The sequence below is a fragment of the Janthinobacterium sp. SUN118 genome, from assembly GCF_030397695.1.
Classification (GTDB): Bacteria; Pseudomonadota; Gammaproteobacteria; order Burkholderiales; family Burkholderiaceae_D; genus Janthinobacterium.
Genome location: NZ_JAPUBV010000001.1, coordinates 2,319,371 through 2,338,464 on the forward strand (window position 1 = coordinate 2,319,371; position 19,094 = coordinate 2,338,464).

The 19,094-nt window shown below is 53.6% G+C and carries 12 protein-coding genes and 3 pseudogenes; 9 read left to right on the top strand and 6 right to left on the bottom strand.

The features are described from left to right. Positions 1 to 449: 449 nt before the first annotated feature. Positions 450 to 4,931 carry a hypothetical protein gene (locus tag O0880_RS10455; protein WP_289886353.1) on the top strand — a complete coding sequence of 1,494 codons (4,482 nt, stop codon included), beginning with the start codon at positions 450 to 452 and terminating at the stop codon, positions 4,929 to 4,931. Between the two features lie 163 nt (positions 4,932 to 5,094). Here O0880_RS10455 and O0880_RS10460 read toward each other — a convergent pair. The 3 genes and pseudogenes from O0880_RS10460 to O0880_RS10470 form a co-directional block, all read right to left on the bottom strand. After that, a pseudogene (locus O0880_RS10460) lies at positions 5,095 to 5,205 on the bottom strand (IS5/IS1182 family transposase); the annotation flags it as partial. Positions 5,206 to 5,610: 405 nt separating this feature from the next. Continuing rightward, positions 5,611 to 8,127: a hypothetical protein gene (locus O0880_RS10465; RefSeq protein WP_289886354.1), complete on the bottom strand. Its 2,517-nt coding sequence runs from the start codon at positions 8,125 to 8,127 to the stop codon at positions 5,611 to 5,613. Then, on the bottom strand, positions 8,108 to 9,583 hold the full coding sequence (locus O0880_RS10470) for a hypothetical protein (protein ID WP_289886355.1): 1,476 nt from the start codon (positions 9,581 to 9,583) through the stop codon (positions 8,108 to 8,110). The genes O0880_RS10465 and O0880_RS10470 overlap by 20 nt, the downstream gene beginning before the upstream one ends. A 400-nt stretch (positions 9,584 to 9,983) precedes the next feature. Here O0880_RS10470 and O0880_RS28115 point away from each other — a divergent pair. The 6 genes and pseudogenes from O0880_RS28115 to O0880_RS10500 all read left to right on the top strand — a co-directional run. Continuing rightward, positions 9,984 to 10,133 (top strand): annotated as a pseudogene (locus O0880_RS28115) (IS3 family transposase); the annotation flags it as partial. A 163-nt stretch (positions 10,134 to 10,296) separates the two neighbouring features. Then, positions 10,297 to 10,908, top strand: a complete 612-nt coding sequence (locus tag O0880_RS10480; protein WP_289886356.1) for a hypothetical protein — start codon at positions 10,297 to 10,299, stop codon at positions 10,906 to 10,908. A 61-nt stretch (positions 10,909 to 10,969) separates the two neighbouring features. Then, on the top strand, positions 10,970 to 11,671 hold the full coding sequence (locus O0880_RS10485; protein ID WP_289886357.1) for a hypothetical protein: 702 nt from the start codon (positions 10,970 to 10,972) through the stop codon (positions 11,669 to 11,671). Between the two features lie 240 nt (positions 11,672 to 11,911). Continuing rightward, positions 11,912 to 12,226 (top strand): annotated as a pseudogene (locus O0880_RS10490) (IS3 family transposase); the annotation flags it as partial. 103 nt (positions 12,227 to 12,329) lie between these two features. Next, a complete protein-coding gene (locus O0880_RS10495) occupies positions 12,330 to 14,063 on the top strand; it encodes a hypothetical protein (RefSeq protein ID WP_289886358.1) in 1,734 nt (577 codons plus the stop codon). Positions 14,064 to 14,075: 12 nt separating this feature from the next. Beyond that, a complete protein-coding gene (locus O0880_RS10500) occupies positions 14,076 to 14,567 on the top strand; it encodes a hypothetical protein (protein ID WP_289886360.1) in 492 nt (163 codons plus the stop codon). Positions 14,568 to 15,172: 605 nt separating this feature from the next. Here the strand turns inward: O0880_RS10500 and O0880_RS10505 are convergent. The 3 genes from O0880_RS10505 to O0880_RS10515 all read right to left on the bottom strand — a co-directional run bounded on the left by O0880_RS10505 (position 15,173) and on the right by O0880_RS10515 (position 16,665). Then, complete coding sequence (locus O0880_RS10505) at positions 15,173 to 15,415, bottom strand: hypothetical protein (protein WP_289886361.1); 243 nt, start codon at positions 15,413 to 15,415, stop codon at positions 15,173 to 15,175. 47 nt (positions 15,416 to 15,462) lie between these two features. Beyond that, positions 15,463 to 15,726, bottom strand: coding sequence for a hypothetical protein (locus tag O0880_RS10510; RefSeq protein WP_289886362.1), 264 nt, complete (start codon positions 15,724 to 15,726; stop codon positions 15,463 to 15,465). Between the two features lie 474 nt (positions 15,727 to 16,200). Continuing rightward, positions 16,201 to 16,665, bottom strand: coding sequence for a hypothetical protein (locus tag O0880_RS10515; RefSeq protein ID WP_289886363.1), 465 nt, complete (start codon positions 16,663 to 16,665; stop codon positions 16,201 to 16,203). Positions 16,666 to 17,545: 880 nt separating this feature from the next. Here O0880_RS10515 and O0880_RS10520 point away from each other — a divergent pair. Both O0880_RS10520 and O0880_RS10525 read left to right on the top strand, forming a co-directional pair. After that, the gene (locus tag O0880_RS10520; protein ID WP_289886364.1) at positions 17,546 to 17,977 is read left to right on the top strand and encodes a hypothetical protein; all 432 of its coding nucleotides are present in this window, start codon (positions 17,546 to 17,548) and stop codon (positions 17,975 to 17,977) included. A 310-nt stretch (positions 17,978 to 18,287) separates the two neighbouring features. Next, positions 18,288 to 18,755: a hypothetical protein gene (locus O0880_RS10525; protein ID WP_289886365.1), complete on the top strand. Its 468-nt coding sequence runs from the start codon at positions 18,288 to 18,290 to the stop codon at positions 18,753 to 18,755. Positions 18,756 to 19,094 lie beyond the last annotated feature (339 nt).

Here is a 19,094-nt window from a genome sequence, read left to right on the forward strand (position 1 = left end):
GGATTAGTCCTAGGTATCCAGTCCCGCCTGGTTACAAATGCGCGCCAAGAATAACTCCGGCTTCCTCTTCTGCCATTCCTTGAGTGCCTGGATGGGCGTATTTGCGCCGATGGCCCGGTGCGGAATGTGGTGTTTGTAAAGCTTTAAATAGTTGAGCAAGGTCGGCTCCAGATCGGCCGGGCTATCGCCACCAGAGTTGATGGCTGGAGCGACTTGATTCTGACAGATGGCTTTCGCCCCAAGCGGACTTTCGTACAAGCATATGACAATGCGTGAGTTTTGCTGATTGGCAATTTGTTATGCTCTTGGGCGGTTAACGGCCAAGAACGGACTTTACGTAGGTTAATTCTAGCTTCTAGCTTCTAGCTTCTACTTTGCAGCGTAAGCGATCGCTGGAACGGCGGTCATAGCTGAGTTTGGATAGCGCCGAAAAATAAATGGAGGCAGTGTTGGCGTTGAACTTGGACTTTAGACGTATTCGGGAACATCGAGGAACTCAGAGCGGCGGCTTCGAAGAACTCTGCTGTCAGCTGGCAGCCCTGGAAGACCCGGCGGCGGGCTCTCGGTTCATCCGCAAGGGCCCAGGGGCTGACCAAGGGCTCGAGTGCTACCGAGCCTATGCGGACGGTCACGAAGTTGGCTGGCAAGCGAAGTACTTCATCGGCGGTTTCGAGGACGGACAAGTAGGCGACCTGGCCGATTCGTTGAAGCGAGCCCTTAGCGCCCATCCACAGCTGACGAAATTCGTCGTGTGCCTGCCTGTCGACCTGCGTGACAACCGCTCGGGCAGGAAGGCCAGCGAAGTTCAGCGCTATGAGAGGTGGCGCAAGAGAGGCGTCAACGACGCAGCAGCCAGCGGGCGCACCATCGAAATCGAACTCTGGAGCGCGTCCATCGTCGGCGAGCGCCTTGGGCGCGACGACCCCATGTACTCTGGACGGGCACGCTACTGGTTCGATTCGGTCAAGTTCAGCTCGGCTTGGTTCCGCGACAAGCTCGACGTACAGCGCCACAACCTGGGTGAACGCTACAGCCCCGAAAGTCACGTCGAGTTGCCCATCCAGCAGGCCTTGCAAGCGGTGGCTCGCGATCCAGAACTACTCGCGATGCCTGCAACCTGGGCTGCCGAGATTACGTACAAGATGGACGGAGCGGCCGGTAGCTTGTCGCGCGAAAAGTTGTTGACGATTGCCGACCGAGTGGGACATACCTGCGAACTGCTTCTGCAAAGCCTTAGTGCACCTCCCGCAGCGTTGGAGGCATCGGTGCCGCTGGCGAGCTGGGCGGCCTTAGCGGTCGCAGCCATCGATAGCATCTCCGAAGCACTGACCGAGGTCCAAGACAAGGTTTCCGACAAGAGCCGTTACCTCCTTCGCAAAGACCTCTTCGAACTCTACTCGGCGGTCGACCGTGTCCGCGATGAGATTGCGAGCGAGCGCTGGCAGCTCATGAACAAGCGGGAACTGGTCATCTCGGGCCCAGGCGGCATCGGCAAATCCCACCTCGTCGCTGACTTCGGACACAAGCAGCTTGAGGCAGCTCGTCCCTTCATCCTGATCCTCAGCGGAAGCCTCACCGATGGGGACCCCTGGGAGCAAATCCGTGGTCAGCTTGATTTGGCCCAAGTCACCAACGCCAACTTCCTCGGCGCTCTCGACGCCGCAGCTGAAGCCGCTGACTGCCGGGCAGTACTGGCCATAGATGCCCTCAACGAGCGGCATGGCATCGCGCTTTGGGCGACGCGCTTGTCCGGGTTCATCCGGTTGGTACAGAAGTTCCCTCGACTGGCACTGGTGTTGACCATTCGCAGCACCTACTTCCGCTTCCTCCCGCTTAAGGAGCTCGCGCGCGTCGTGCACCCCGGTTTCGCAGGACACGCCGGCGCCGCAGCAAAGGCCTACCTCGACCGAGGTGGCATCGCGCGACCCAGTTCTCCGAACCTGGCCAGGGAGTTCGAGAACCCACTGTTCCTTCGAACCTGCTGCGAGTATCTTGACGCCGAGGGCCTGAAGCAACTACCCAAGGGTATGGACGGCGTCACCGCCATCTTCGACTTCTACCTGACCGCAGTGGCGAACAAAGTCCAGAGGGAGCTGAAGCTCATCCCCGAGCTTACGATTCCGCGCAAGGCGTTGGAGCAGTTCCTGGAAGCGTGCGCGGTCCAGGGCGACGGCGGAAGCCTGTCCATGGAAGACACCATCACGCTGCTGGAAAGCGTTCACAGCTCGGGCGGCTATACGGAGCGTAGCCTCTTTTCAGCCTTCATGTCTGAAGGCGTGCTCACGCAGGACGTCGAGTGGCAGCCAGGCGGCTCCCAAAAAGAAATCATCCGATTCACGTTCGAACGACTGTCGGACCACCTACGTGCCAAACGGCTCATCAGCCAGATCGACCGCACAGACGTAGATGGCTCGTTCCGGCGCGCGCCGCTGGCCGCTTACTTCGAGCCGTATGAAAGCTGGCGGTTTGCCGGGGTCATCGAGGCCCTGGCAGTGCAACTGCCGGAGAAGTTCAACCTCGAAATCTTCGATGTCTTGTCCGCGGAGGCCATCGACGACCCGTCTCTCCTCGACGCCTTTGAGAGTTCGCTGGCGTGGCGAAGCCCGACGGCGTTCACAAGCCGGACGGCCGGATGGGTAGACAAGCTCTGCGAGGTCACCGGCCGCTCGGCCTACGGCTTGATGCTGCTCGTAAGCACCGAGCCTGAGAATTTGTTCAATGCCAACTGGCTACACAACAAACTGTGGCCGGGTCCAATGCCGCAGAGGGACGCTGTGTGGTCTGTGTTCCTGGCCGTAGATGACCTGGACGAGGGCGGTGCCGTCGCCTCGCTCATCGACTGGGCTTGGGAGGCCGACGCCAGCAAAGTCGACGAGAAACGTCTCCTGCTCGCGACGGTCACGCTGACCTGGTTCTTGTCTACCAGCAACCGGGCCGTTCGTGACCGCGCCACCAAGGCCCTCGTGAACCTCCTGTCCTGTAAGCTCGGTCACGCTGCTGCGCTCGTCGACCAATTTGCCGCCGTCGACGACCCATACATCACAGAACGCCTTCTCGCTGCCTGCTACGGCGCGGTAATGCAGGGCATGGACCGAGCACGTTGCAGGGTGCTCGCTGCATCTGTCTGGAAAAACTATTTTGCTGAAGGTAAGCAGCCGCCGCTTAACATCATGACTCGCGACTACGCCTTTGGTATCCTGCTCTACGCCCAAGCTGCCGGGGAGCTGCCCACGCAGATCAACCTCGATGCATGCAGGGCAAAGTTCAAGTCAGCCTGGCCGCTGGAACCCGTGACGGACGAGGACCTTAATAAGTACCGAGACCGCGGCTACGGCGATTCGATTTGCTCTTCCACGGACCAACACGGTGACTTCGGAAACTACACCTTGCGCCACTGGCTGCACGACATCGTGGACGCCCCGCGCACTCGTGCTGGCAGCACCACGAAGGAACTTTTCGAGCACTGGCAGGAAGCGCTCATGGACAAGGTGACCACCGAGCAGGCAGAAGCCTACCTTGCGCTGCGCCGGCTGACGGTCGATTACCGGCTGCGGCCCATGCGCGGCTCCTTCAGCGCAGCGAGCAGGCGGGAGTCCGAGCGTCTATTGGCCGAAGTCGGGAGAGCCAACGAGGTCTTCAAGGAGACTCTGTCGGAGGCATTGCGCACCGAATACGCCGAATTCGCCGAGTACTTCCTTGTTGAATCAACGCGAATGAGCGATGACAACAGGCGCCCGTCGGAGCCTGACTATGGCCCTGTACGGCGATGGATTTGCGAGCGAGCGCATCAGCTCGGGTGGACCGAGGAGCTCTTTGAGCAGTTTGAGAGGGGCGGGAGTATCAGCCACGACCGTATGGGTAAGCATCGAGTGGAGCGCATCGGCAAGAAGTACCAGTACATCGCGCTCGCAGAGGCAGCAACCCGTATGACTGACAACCTTGCGATGTGTTCTTGGGAAGACGAAGGTAGGCTCAGGGCATTCGAGCCGGGCCCTCGAGGCCGCGACATGAAGAGGGACCTGGACCCGTCGCTGCTCGTTCGAAGCACCCTCGAAACAGGCTGGCAATCTGCACCGGTCACATGGTGGACTCCATCTGCACCCCGACTACCATCTGGCGATACCGACCTACTCCTGGCATGGTTGCACGTAGAAAGCGACCTGTGCAATGAAGTCGTTCAAATCGAGGTTACCAGCCCCGACGGCGAAGGTTGGCTAACGGTTTACGGCTTTCGTCGCTGGATAGTGTCGGGCCAGGGGCGGCGCACGCACGCGGATGCCTGGTCGCGCATCAGCTGCCTTGTCACCGCTCTAGGCAACGGTCCCCAGCTAGCAAAGGAACTGCTCGGCAGGCATCGGGGCGACGCGTCTCGTCTGCGGGAAAGCGACTCCCTGAGCCCGTTCCTAGGAGAGCATGGGTGGCGCGACACCCGGCAAATCGAGCTGGAACAGAACATCAGGGCTGGCATCACAATTCCGTATGCCAGCATCGTGGAATCACTGAACGTTGAAGGCAGCGGCAACGACAACTCGGTCGACGACGGGTTCTCGCTCTACCTGCCCTCGTCAGGCGTCATTAATGTGCTGGATCTGCACCTGCGCAGCGGCAAGGCTCCGGAGTACGTCGACGCCGGCGGCATTCTTCGTTGGCAGGGCCCCTCACTGCGTTCGCGCGGTTCAGGAGCCGGCGTCGTATCCAGCGACTACTTCCTGACGAAGCTTGCGAGTGCTGGTCTAGAACCCGTATGGGTGCTGGCCGGCGAGAAGAACGTGTATGCAGGCCAAGGTTTTAGCGTCTCTAGAGGTGGATTCGGAGGGAGCCTGTATCACACCACGGCCTTCGCGATGGATGCCGGTACCTTGACGTCATTTGGCACGCGGATTGATTTTCATGCACCCAGCGCAGATCAACTTGAAAAGCTGAAGGCCTGATGGGCTATCAGCTACATCGGACCTCGACATCTATGCGTTGCCGCCAATGAGAGCATGGTGTCGCAAAAGGTACGTAACGCTCTAGTTTCAAAGGGATGGCACATCGAGACCGTCAGCTAACTTCTTGGCTTCCGCATGTACGCAGGCGGCGGAAGCGGTGTTACCAGCCCAGTGTGCGTTCGACCACCCATCGCCATCTACCCAGGCGTTCGCGCGAGTCGATGCCGTAGCGGGCTATGCATAGAGCGATGCCACGGCTGCGCAACCAGGCCCGATGGGCACGCTAAGCATATGCCTTGTCGGCATCCTTGGCGGCCTAGCGGTCGGACAGGTCGGCGTCCTTGATTTCCTAGCGGATGTTCGGGGAGGGGCAGGCTTGGGGATGAATGCGTGAGCTCATGGACTGAAGTTTATGCGATGTGCTGCAACCGGTGGGACGAGCTCGGTGGCAAACCGCCGATCAACTCGTCAAGCATGGCTCTGGCACGGAACAGGGCCATGCTGCGACGAGGAATATGATCACACGAAACCAAACATCTAAGCTACTGGTGGCGATTCAGTGGCGATTCACAAATGGGTTCTGTGGATTGCAAAAGTAGACTTGGATGTCGGTAACCAATGTAAATAGCATATGCCCAGCCAGATCAACGAGAACATGGCTCATGGGCTTCATGCACGATCAGCTGAGCTGATTCAATATCTGGAGCAAGTCTTTAGTCTGCAGTGCAGTGAAGCCGAACGCTGCGTCCTTCTCACGCATGGCATTGAGTTCAGCAATGGGATCAATGGGGCCCAAAGATCCGGTAGACTTGAATATTTGGCTGGACAGGTTATTTAACTTTTTAAAGACGAGAGTTGGCCGCCACTCGTTATTTTTGCCTGCATCTTGCTTTAGGCAGATCAGTGTACGTGCGAGGGCCCATCTAGACGCTACTATCATTTCGAATACATCGTCAGGCAGCATCTCATGCGAGGCAGGTATTTCCAGTCGGGTTCCCAGCGGCTCTGGCCCCGCCCAAAGTGCAATTAGAATTCTGACGCACATCGGTACGAAAGCATAGTCGTGGTTTTTGCCGAGCCCATCCTCTGCAAAAGCTAGCAAGGAAATCGTTTCAATAGGGTCTACATCAACAGCTATATCTGATTTGCGCATCGAGGCTTTTTGCTTGTCTTCCCGGATGAAGTGCTTATGCGTCACACCATATTGCATGAGTGCAAAAATGAAAGTTGTTTGTATAGGTAAATGGCTCAGAGAAATACTAGAATCCACCTTCAAACTGGCCAGATACTTCTCGAACCGTTCTACCGCAGCTATGAGCGTCTCACGTCGTTTACATACCATCTTCGACGTGTATGTGCCAGATTGCTGCCGATCATTGGGATGAAAATTGGCCGTCTCTTTGGACGGAGGGCTAGCGAAATTTTTCGCGTTAACGTCGGCGGACTCGTCGTTATATGTATCTTCGACATCGTCCTCCATGTCTCCCACAAGAACTTCATCATCCTCGTCGTTTGGCATATCTGAAGGACTAACTATCTTCGGCAAAACTCCTTTAGCTACAAGCGAAAAGAGATCTTGCATGCCAATATCGGAATTAAATATTTGTCTCGATCGCCCTGTGGCAGGGGCCAACATTGCAGCACGAAATGCAGCTTCATTCTCATACGTAAACGCATCAGGAGATGTTTGATTTTTCTTTCCGTAGCCGTTGGAGGAAGATGTGGCGCGATGGCCTTGCTGTCCAGGTGTGAGCCCAAAGATGAGTTCCGCTTTGGCTGCTAGTTCGATCAAGTCCCAATCGGCATTAAATGCCTTTTCCAAAGCCTCCCTTAGCTTCGCGTCAATTGGAACAGGAATCGCACTTTTCAAGTCCTTTGGGAAATGAACAATTGTTGGGGAGCTCAGTTCGCCATTCGAGTACCGAATACGCCCGATCAGAGGATAGGTCACCTTGGCTGTAAAGTTTGCGTTCCACGCTGTGCCACGCTCCTGCTGCAAAGGTAGTGTCTCGCCACAGATTTCTACTGCCTCGCCATTTAAGGGGCCGTTCTGAGGTGGCCACCAAATCAATTTGGATCCATGAAGCTCTAGATTTCCAGGCGATGGCTGCGCGTCCCGGCTCGGCGACAAACTAGCTGGCAATGGCATGTTGACGTCTTTGCGCTCGACTTTTTGGTCGAGATCTATTTCCAGCAAATTTATTGCTTCTCCTTTAGGGTAACGACGATAGACACAAGCCTCCGCGTTGAGTGATGGACCGTTTGTATAGCCGAGTGCGTCATCAGAACAATTGGCGCTTCCGAACAGAACATGATCCCAATGCTCGGTTTGTGCGATAAAAATTTTCGCGTGAACAAACTTGGACGAACCTTCGCTACCTAACCTGACAAAGCTAATCAGCTCTGATGTGTGAAGAAAATTTACTGGGAACGTGTTTACTTTTGGATTCAAGGCGACCAAGGTCTCAGGATTATGGAGAGTCTTACGAAGTTCGCGAAAGCCCTCAAGCTTTACATCCCAATATGGCGATATTAGAATCAGTCGAGAAGGCTCTTCGGACAACAGCAGCTTAGTGAATTGTGCGAGAATGGACGGAGAATCACCGCCACTCTCAAGCAGCAGATCAATAAGCGTTCCGTCGCTGAGCTCCAAAGGACTAGAGGTCAATTCCAGGTCAAACAGCCAAGGAGCACGCCTTTCGGCAAATTCCAGTTTGTGACGGATAGCATCACCTGGAGATTTGCTAAGCCAACCCTTCAAGTAGCGGTAAGTGCGGCCGATCAGTTGGAGTGATACCTCATTGTCTGGATGTGGTTCAACGAGCTGTTCCCAGTCAAGCCGAGTCACTACTTCTTGGTTTTTCCCCCATCCGGCACCAGTGACGTTTGCGGAGCCCAGGACCAAGCTAGCCTTATGTTCACCGAGTCTCAGATGAATCTTCGGATGAAATGCTCCGGTTACTTTGACGGGAATAACCGCATACCGTGACCCTGCGCCTGTAAAGCTTTCTGGAAAGGAATTCATTGATTGTGCGAGCATGCTGTGGTCAGCCATCAAAATGTTGTTCCTCACACCATGTCTGCGTAGGCGCCTTTCGATGTAGCTATCGTAGAAAGCGGAGTCCACCGAGTACGTAGTTAGAATGGATGTATGCCAACCAGAAGAGGCTAGGTCTTTATGCAGGCTGAGTTTCATCAAGAAGCTTCGTACCTATTTCTGTAAGGGTGCCGTCAACGTTGATCAGTTTCGCGTCAGCGATGAAGTTGGCTAAGTTCGTCAATCGAGGGTTCGTGAATCCATATTCAGCGATAAGGCCATTCGAGATAGTTCCGTCCTCAAGCATGAATCTATAGGTGAATTTTCCAGATGAACTTAGTTTGATTCCGGCGATTGCCAAATGTTCAGCTATCACATGGCGCCGCAGGACTGCGGAGATTGCGTCTTTCACCGAGGCCGTTTGATGCTCTATTAGTGTGTCGAGCACACCGGTCAAGGAACAATGTTTGCGCACTGCATGCTTTGAAATTTCGCTCTTAAGGTCATTGTCGGTACGCCATTTTTGCCAAAGAAGACGAAGTAATAGAATGGCGGATTGCAGAAGGGCCGGGTCCCCACTGCGCTCATTAAATCTGCGTAGACCCTCGCAAATGATTGTACTAAGTGCCTCTTCGTCATGGCTCTCGCCAGTCGCTTGAGTGGCCCACTTTTCCCATATTTGGTTTTTAGTTGAAGGTGAGACAGCTTTGCAAATCACCTTATTGGCGAGTTCATCCGGCTCCATTGCAAAGTCGTCTTCATTGAGGATCTGAGCCATTCCATTCAGCAACGCTTCCAATGAAATGTGACAGAGCTCGTTGGCCTGATAAGCGCGCCATCGCTGAATCTGTGTTCCACCAGGCTGGTAAGGCATACTATCGCCTGTACGGCCCTGGTAGAGCGCATTACGTATGGCAAGGGTATCTCTGATTGGCACATTTTTTCGCGACAAATCGAGCAGGAGCCAAGCTGAAGTACGTCGAGCTACGGAACTAGAACTGTTGTCCGATCGCCATAAGAATTCGCGCAACATGTCCATTTCAGTCGTACCTTCTTTGAGGTTAGACGGATGAATTGCTTCCCCCATGGCGTACAGCGAAGAGCCTTGTAAGACGCCATCCATGATGGCATTGATGAGCTTCGTTATCACAACTTCACCTACTGCATCTTCGAATGCGCGCGCCAGTTGCCTACCTGTGTCGGAAACGATCGGAACCCCTGTGGTCGGCGTAAGGAAGTCAGCGTCCTGCATGCTTCTGACGTAGAACTGACCGAAGTTTCCTCCCTTTGCCATCAAGTATTGATTGTTCTCGCCTGGCTTATTGGTGTGAGGGCGTAAATCAAACTGCTCATCTGCTAAAACAATGAGCTGTAGCCGAGCCCAGTCACTCCCCGCCAGTCCTCCTGTATTGGGTGAATACGCTTCGCAGGCTAGCGCGAACAAGGCTTCTGCTTTTCGGATAAATAGACGCCATTCGTGCAAATTATCCGCATGCCGGATCACCCCCCAGCCTTTAACAACCCAACAGTAGAATGAGTAATAACGTAGCCGATTGGTAACATTGGTCAAACCAGGAACAAGTTGTCGATACATTCGGACGGATGTTGCTTGCATTCCTAGTGGGTCTCTTCCGAGACTCCATGCGCCCGACGTTGTCCAATGAGGAGATAGGTTAAATTTGTCTGCCATTGGTGCAAGAATAGAATTGAACTAGCCATGAATCGAGGCAGAATTTAGGTAATCAATGTTACTCATGTAATTATAGTTTTAATTTGCAATATTTGCATCAGGTAGATAAAAATATTTATAGGTGGGCGATTTACTAACTATAATTGGTGTCATTAAGATAATCATTTGATTCGCCAGACACAGCCTATCCGTTATTCTTGCATATAGGTTTAGAGCTATGAATATAACTAGGAACAAGAAAACAATCGCTGTAGTGACAGTGAACGTGGAGTGTCATCGACGCTGGCCTGCCGAGGAAATGCGGCGCTGGTGCACGAAACGTATTGAGCCGGGGATGAGCGTGTGGCTGATGGCGTTCAAGCACGGTGTCGGCGCAAGCCAACTGCTCAATTGGCGGAAGCTTGAATGTAAAGGTGCGATTACTACCTTGGCCGCTGGCGAATCGTTGGTCTCGGCAAGCGAACTGGCCGCCGCCTGGACTGTGAACTCCATGGCGCAGGGAGAGGGGGGCATCTTGCTGATGAATGAGGCCACGGCCGACTACCTGTACAATGCCCAAATAACTGCCACCGACATAGGCTGTCGAACGGATGGAAAGGATATGCTAAAAATATTCGTCACATACATCAGGAGAATGAATGACAGCAGAAATCAAACCAATTGGCAAACTGCGATTCGATGCTCTTGCGAGTTACTGCCGCAGTCCAGAAACTGCTCTATTTTCTGATGAAATAGAATGGCATCAGACACTCGAAGAAAACATACTCATCGTCGTCATAAAGGATCGTACGGACAGCGACTTTCTGGCAATCCTTCTTTGCCGCGACCTCAAAGAACGCTATCGCTTTATTCATATGACTGCATTTTACGAGAGCGCTGCAGAGACACTTGAAAATGTATCTAAAAAAATCGATCAAGTTTTGGCCGATTTCGAGAACGTCCGACACCAAGGGGACGAAAAGGGGGCTCCTGTAGATTTCTTTAGCCCCGTCGTTTCCGACGCTAGGCTAAATTCGGACTTTAAGACGATGACAACTCTTGCCGGTTTTTCTCCAGCACTTGAAATAATGAAACCGATGATGCGCTGGTATGAAGATCCAGACGGCAACTTCATCCAACAATTTCAGACCGATGACTTTAATACCAGATTTTGGGAAATTTATCTTTTTTGCAATGTTGTCAGAGGTTCCGTTCGCAGTGCCGCGACAACATCCAGTTCCCGACTTTTCCGCAAATGGCCCATTCGGTGAAATATTCATCGAGGCCACCTCAGTAAATCCTTCCGGCGCGCCACACCTAGCGCCGCCACCAATGGAAACAGAAGATCAATTTGCAGACTTCCAGCGACACTACATGCCTATTCGCTTCGCCGGGCCACTTGTCACGAAACTGAACCACCGATACAATAATCTCAGATATTGGGAACATGCACATGTTTTGGGGAAACCGCTAATATTTGCTATCCACGACTTCCATGCCCCTGGATCGATGGCATATAGCTCCTCCGCGCTTCCAATTTATCTCTACGGCATAGCATGGCGTGAAGTAGAGAATGGAGCTGGGCAAGTAACATCATCTCCGGAGGTAGTTGAGAAACACATTTGGGGCCAAAAGGAAATTGAATCAGGGTTTTTCTATCTCGACGATGCCGAGAACATCAGTGCAGTGATCATCAACCCGAGTGCGACGATATCCAAATTTAACCGAATGGGATTGCTGGCCGGCTTTGGACGACCGGACATTCGACTTTTTCATCGAGGACTCGCCGCAACTGGTAAGATGGACTCCGCCGTACCAATCCCGTTTTCGTACGATGTCCACACTCGTAAGAACGGCGAGACATGGATAGAAGGAATGTCGGTTTATCACAATCCGAATGCCTTGGTGCCGTTGAAACCTGAGCTTCTCCCGGGCGCCGCACACCATTTCCTTAATAAGGATGGAACGATGAGCTCACTCCTGCCCGATTGGCATCCTGTAGTATCGGAAACAATCATTGCAGCCACTGAATAAAGCTGTCTTTTGCTAGTTTCAACGGCCGAGCTTCTGCTTGTACTTTTCCGAATACGTTTGTCGAGACCCGTTCGAGGGGGGTATATAGTAACGGGGGCTTTTAGACCTTCCTTTATAGATCAATCCACCTGCGGATTCAACCGTTCCATCAGATTGTCCGCTTAGGCCGGCAGCCATCTCGCGATGAATAAAGTTGAATCGCCTCGACTATTGTAGACGCTCTTGATCCATAACGATCCTGTGATGGTTCATTCAGATCAGAGCTCGCAGTTTACCAGCACGGACTGGCGCGATTTCTTGACTGCGCGTCGGCTGGAAGCAAGCATGAGCCGACGCGGAAACTGTCACGACAATGCTGTCGCTGAAAGCTTCTTCCAACTGTTGAAGCGTGAGCGCATCAAGCGCAAGACCTATACAAGCAGGGATGACGCCAAGCAGGACATTTTCGACTACATTGAGATGTTCTACAATCCCCAGCGCCGTCACGGATTTAATGACAAGCTTTCGCAAACAGAGTTTGAGCGAAGGTACTTTGAACGGTTCACGAGTGTCTAGCAGACTCGTGGAGATTCAGTTGCTAGTAATTCGTCTATAGTCATGCATTAACGAAAATTTGGAAGAGGAGGGCGCTCCCTTCCCTTCTGGTCAAGGGAACCGAATGACGATCTATGAACTAATTACGCACCTATTGCCTGAAGGTACCGACGCTTTTGATTCGATGCAGGAAGAGCACGTAGATCTGCCGGCAATCGATTGGAAAAAATGCCCAACCTGGCCCATCGACTTGTTCGCGGTCGTCGGCTCCATCATCGAGAGGTCTGGCTGCTATACACTGGCAAGTCCAGACCGCCATAAGCTTGATGAACACAAAGCCTACCTTGCTGAGATCGCTCTTGCGGCGCAACGGTGGAATGCCAATATCAGTGAAGTACCGGATTCGGTAAACAACCTGTGGTGGATGCTCACGCTGGTCTACGCTGACGTACACATGCACGAAATTGCCAGCATGCCTGATTTGGTCAAAGCCCTCTTGATCCTTTTCGCCGTTGCCGACGAAGCATGTATTGGTATGGGCTGGGATGTGGATCCCGCGAACGCGCCCCAACATCAGTTTTCCTCGATCACTTTTGCTGCACTCACCAAAGCGGATCAGGCGCTGGCATTACCCCACCTCCCGCATTCACTTTGCGTGATGGTATCGCCTGATAGTGCAGTGGTCCTGCCCAAGTCGATAAATTCGGCCGTGGGTTGCACGATCCGCAGTCTCTCACATTATTTGGCCCTGCTGCCTCCAAGCTCAGTCCTAAATGCTTCCTGGATACTCTCGAGTAAGAAGCCGCCGGCTGCCACCGCGGCTGATGCCACCGCGGCAGATGCCACGGCGCCCTATGACATGCGCTTGTTGCTGATCCCGTTTCCTTTTACGATCCATGCAGACAGTTTTAAACTTAGTACCCCTCGCAAGGAACTTGGCCACAACCATGTCCCTGCCTATTTCGAACTGGAGGCGCGATGGCTCAAGCGGGATGGCAAGCCGCTGACGGGCGAACTCTTAGCCCGCGAACTGATCATCCCACTCATTCAACAGGCGATTACGGAAACAGGCGCAGCCCCTAACGGGATCATTCTTCCAGAATGCGCATTAACGGCAGCACTGGCTGGCGAGCTTGTCGAAGCGCTAAAGGACAGCAAGATCGACTTTCTCATCACTGGCGTGCTTGATACAGGCGAGAATGGAACGCACTATAACCGTGCGCTGACCTTCGCCTTCCAGGAAGGTAAGGAGGCCACCGTTGCCGAGCAGAACAAACATCATCGTTGGCGCCTCGATCGCGGGCAAACCGAGCGGTACGCTTTGCACTTCGACCCTGACCCGAACAACGATAAGTGGTGGGAAGACATCGACGTGAGCCAGCGCAAATTACCTTTTTTGGCGCTACGCAAGGACATGTCGCTGGCGACCTTCATTTGTGAAGATCTCGCGCGCACCGATCCCGCCATGACGGCCATCCGTGCGGTCGGCCCCAACTTAGTGGTAGCATTGCTCATGGATGGGCCACAGTTGGCAGTGCGCTGGCCTGGCCGCTACGCGACCGTACTCGCCGAAGACCCCGGTTCAGCAGTCTTATCCTTTACCTGCGCCGCGATGGTGGATCGTTCTAATTGGCTTGAAGCTAAACCGGCAAGGGCCGTGGGTTTGTGGCGGGACGGCGCAGGCCGAACACAGGAGATTGGTTTAGCCGCTGGGAGTCTTGCCGTGTTACTGACCTTGCAGTCGAAGAAGAAGCACCAAAATACGCTAGACAACCGGTCCGATAATTCCTTGTCACGACAGCTGACGTTGCGCACGGTCGTGCCTCTTTTTCTTGCGAAACCACTTCATTGGTTATAGACTGGTCTTATTATGTCCACTTCTCAAAACAATAAATTTAGCAGAGCGCGTCGGGCCAGAGCGGCAGCGTCTGGTGTTGCTCAGCAACCAGCCGCGCCAAAGGGCCATCTGGTCGACCTTCAGTTTGTTGTGCATTCCGACAGCCGGAAACCGTTTGCCGAGGAAACGCCGGTTGTTGAGACGGCACAACATGCGGCGCAAGTGGTTGCCAAGAAATACGGTAAACCACCTGGTGCAGCCATGTTTAGACGCATGGGCAAGGTTTCTGCAGCGGCGCCAGTTCATCCGCAGGCGGTGGACTTGGCACGTGCGGCGATTTCCAGGTTGTCCGGCGTGCAAGATGAACCAAAGATGGCGGCTGTTCAGGCTGCGGTAGCAGAACTTAGCAATCAAGCGGCAGCCAAAGCCAAGCACAATGTCGAGGTGATGCGACGGCGCCTGGAGCAATCCCAAGCGGGGCCCGCGGTGTTTGAATCGCTGCGCCGGCTGGGCATCAACGTGTGATCCGATGATATAAGCTCCGAGCGCATTGAAAAACGGCCTTTGGCCGTTTTTTTGTGGGAATCTCCTTGCCTGATAATCCGTATTATCACCGTTGAGGCTAAGCTACTGGTGGAGATTCATTAAGCGGCCCGGGCCCAGCCGCTATCTTGGCGCGATGTCGCCGAGTGTCAGGCCGCTCCGGCCGTGATCGCAACTCCATCGCCGGCGCACAAAGTCCCCGTTTGGCCGAGCGCACGAAGCAGAAGACGGGCTAGTTTATCGTAGCCAACTGTGCCGCTATCGCGCGCATAAGAAGGCGCTCTGCTGCTGCCTCGACCGGCTATGCCATCCTTCGCCGGCAGTTGCGGATAGGGAAGGCCTGCTTTTGCTAGCGTGCTGCAGGAGTCGCTTAGGGCAGGGGATAGACGTGCCAGCCCAGATCTCGGCGTTGGAGCAGGCAGCTACGAGATCGCACGCCAGGACCCTGACAGGACACCGAGCCTCCAACACGAGCCATCGTTTTTTCATCCGTCAAGAACCCTGGTTCAGGAGAGTCTAAGCTGCTGGTGGCGATTCAATGGCACCGTCCGCACCCCAAAGCGGACGTCCGAGAAAACAACCATAGGCTAGCTGCATGGAAGCTTATCAATCTCCGCCAATACAGTCTCCGATGATCCAAAGCCCTGAGCGCAAGCCATCAGTTCCATCTTTGTAGCAAGTGGCACTTGAGCCAGATGGCAGACACAATGATCCAAAGCTATCTCCCATTCGCCATGTCCATTCAAGCTTTCGCATGTTCGAAAAACTTCGCTAGACAACGCCTCACGCAATTTCGACAGTAGCAAGCTAAATTGAGTGGACTCATCCATGCATTTCTCCTTCAAATCGAACGTCCGCTTGTGGCTGAACTCGGCCGTTATTCCTCGCATTCGTCGAGCAAAAGCAAGCGCTGCACTTCTTCGTCACTCGGCTGCCAGTTAGCACCACGTTCCTCGTAAATCTTTACTAGGCCCAGTAGAGTCAATGGATCGTCAGCGACAAAAATACAAGTGTCATTTTCCGCGCGATATTGTCGTTCAGCCGACTTGTCTCGAGTCACTGCATAGCCAAGTTTTTGCAAGATTCCCAACGCAGGAGCGAGCGTGTTTCCAGCGGCTGCAATTCGAATTTTATGTTGCATTTCAATGATTCCATTATCAGTACAGCTGCATTTCGTGACAAGGGCCGTTCGCTCCTGGCCGCGGTTTCAATCTATCAACGCAACACTTTAACTTAAATGCATCGTTGCAGAGCGGAAATGATGCGAAAGAGAACTCGAATCGATTGCTCCGCGCCCCGCGAAACCCGGGATTAACGTTGAGGTTTAGCCACGGTAGAGTTCATGGTGAACCCATCGAAGTTCAAGCAGCTTTTGCTAGCGCGCGACAGGAGTCTCTGCAGGGCAGGGGATAGGCCCGTCAGACCGGATCTCGCCGTTGGGTCAGGCACACACGAGGAGTGTGCCAGGCCACCCAGGCCTCAACACGATCCATCGGTTTTCATCTTTCAAGAACCATGGATCAGGAGAGGCCAAGCTACTGGTGGTGATTCACTCATCGGTGCTCTAATCTCGCAAATATTATGCAAGAGAGAGGAGAATCAGAACCAACTGCGATCATGAACGGTTCGCAGTTACTACCATGTAGGCCAAGAGTCCAACTAGTAAAAGCTTAACTACCATCCCCATGAATTGGGGGAACCGCTGCTCCAATGCCCATCGGAAAGGCGCTGCTCGGACCTTGTCCATGTAGGTTCGACGACTCGCTAGCTGTCCCTGGAGGATACCGACCTCACAACCTTGGCTTTGACACTTGGTAAGCAAAAACGTCACGTAGCCATGTAGGTCGAGTTCATCGATATTCTCTTCCCATGAGTTGACATTCAGTAGTTGCGCCGCACGCATTGGTTTCGATTTTCCTGCCCTCTTGTCGTCGTCGGCATAGTCGAATTCAATGCCAAACCGTTCATAAAACCTATTTCGGCGATCCTTATTTTTTTCGTATGCCTGCCCTTCAAGAAGCTGAATGGGTAAGATGCTGGCTTCAGGCCATTGTTTGGCCCAAGTCACGATTTCGTTCATTAGGTAAGTCCCCAATCGTTGTCCTCGCAATTGTTCCATTTCCACGATTACGTAAGCAAGACTATATGGAGTGGCAGCAGTAAGCGAAGTGATCGGCTCATTTCCGAGCTTCGTGTAACACGCAGTGAAGCAGCCATTCTGCGCGGTATGCCACGATAACTCGATAGGAATAAGCTCTCTGTACGAGATCCTAATACTCGCATCGAAGACACTTCCGTCCCGGTCGTCTAGCCGCTGTGTCTCCTCGCGCTGCACCAGTAAGTATGCGATTGGATCGTCGTTCGGCGCTGATTTTCTCCGCACTTGAACAACGTAGGTGGTTGGCTTTGCCTGCGAGCCTTGCTTTGAATCGTAGAGGCAAATTCCGGGTATTGTAGTTTTTGCGGTGGTCATGGTGCAGGAAGCTGATGTCTGATGGGTAATCTCCCCATTTTTAGAGCGCTCTAACAGTAGAGGTTAAGCGGCCATGGCAAGCTTCTGTTTTGGTGTAATGCCGCCAAGTGCTATTTTGGTCCGGTCGTGATTGTAAGCCCACACCGCCAGCGAGCAAAGTCCCCGATCTGGCCGAGCGCACGCAGCAGATGACGGGCTAGTTTATCGTAGCCAACTGTGCCGCTATCGCGCGCAAAAGCAGGCGCTCTGCTGCTGCCTCGGCCAGCTATGCCATCTTTCGCCGGCGGTTGCGGCTAGGGACGGCCGGCTTTTGCTAGCGCGCGGCAGGAGTTTCTGCAGGGCAGAGGAGATAGACTCAGACCCGATCTCGTCGTTGGATCAGGCACCTACGAGATCGCACACTAGGCGGCTGGCAGGACACCCTGGCCCCCAGCATGATCATCGGTTCTTCTTTTTCAGGAATTATGGATCAGGAGTGTCTAAGCTAATGGTGGCGATTCACCTTGCCGTAATTCAGGATGGCCCATGGCGAGGCGCCGACTGGTTCAAGACATCGCTTGACGTTTTGATGGAGCTGGCAGTGCCCAACACAGGGTTAGATTCGGATACCGCTGCTTTGCTTCCTGACCTTCAGCGTGGCATCGGACAATCTCTCCAGACGGTACCGGTCGATCGGCATGCAATGAAGCTATCCGATGAGGATGTTTCTCACGTCATGACCCTGCGAGACGTCGGGGAACACTTCGGCCTTGTATCGGAATTATTTGACGTTTGCGAAAAAATTTTACACGGGGAGCCTCTTGACGAATCAGATCAAAGGATTTTAAAGTTGGCCTCGAATGCTGCGCCGTTCACGAGATTCGCGCGCAAGGTAGCAGTAGTTAAAGGATTGACGGACGTTACGTCGGTAACAAGCTGATATCGCGCTGGTCCCTTCAAGACGGCTGAAGCAGCAGAAGGGATGTTCGAACTCGCCTACCAGCAAGCCATGGATGGAATGGGAAAGAGTATATAGGCCTGGATGGGAATGACGGAGCCAGAATTCAACGAGTGGATGTGAAACAAAGCGCTTCCGTCAAAAAATAGCGACCTTAAAGAGACAGGTAGAACTCCAATGCCTCCCGCGACGCGGCCAGGTTCAACGGGAAGGTTAGCGCTGAGTTGTCAGGTGAGCAATCTCTATGGTGACTCGTGCGCTAAAGATCCCGCTTTCAAAAAAAGGCTAGTAGATGAAACACACACAAGACCAACTGAACGACCAATGGGATACTTTAAAGAACCCAGAAAGTGCTTTGAAATCGATTCCTGCCGAAGCCAATCAATCGCCGACATCGAAAATTGTTCGTGACGATGAATTTACCCAAATTATCAGCCTTCCATCACAAGGTGGGGTTGCTCAAGACGCGTACAGTCGTTCCCCCGGCGAATTATGGTTTCCGATTCACTATGTCGTGCCGGAAAATATGAGTATCACCGAACGAAGTAAAGAAATTCAAAGGCTTGCAGACGCGCACGAAGACGCCGTCCAATTGCAGGCGACTCTCATGCGTAGGTACCCTACAAACGTAGAATTGCCACCTGACGGTAGAGAGACACTGGACTGGACAATTAAGGTGGTGTCCCGGGCACGTGCAGAGTACGACGCTGCTATCGTTGGCTGGCACGAGCCCGTCTACAAAACGCCTCGCCACAATTGACACGAACTGTGCCCAGTCGCGTGCTGCTTGGCTTCGTTGCTAGTAACTTGGTGAAGATGCTTGTGCCACTGTGCCAGCTGCTGCATTTCGCCTCAATATCGGCGTCGCATTAATTTTCAAAACCGTCGCATCAATTTCAAAAAGTCACATGCAGTCCGTCCGCCTCGGAACTAGCGCACCGCGACAAGCGGCCGGTAACCCCCCCATTTTTAGATCGTGCTAAAAGTAGAGGTTAAGCGGCCATGGCAAGCTTCTGCTTTGGCGTGATGCCGCCAAGTGCCATGTCGCGTCAGCCGTGATCGCAACTCCACCGCCAGCGCGCAAAGTTCCCGATCTGGC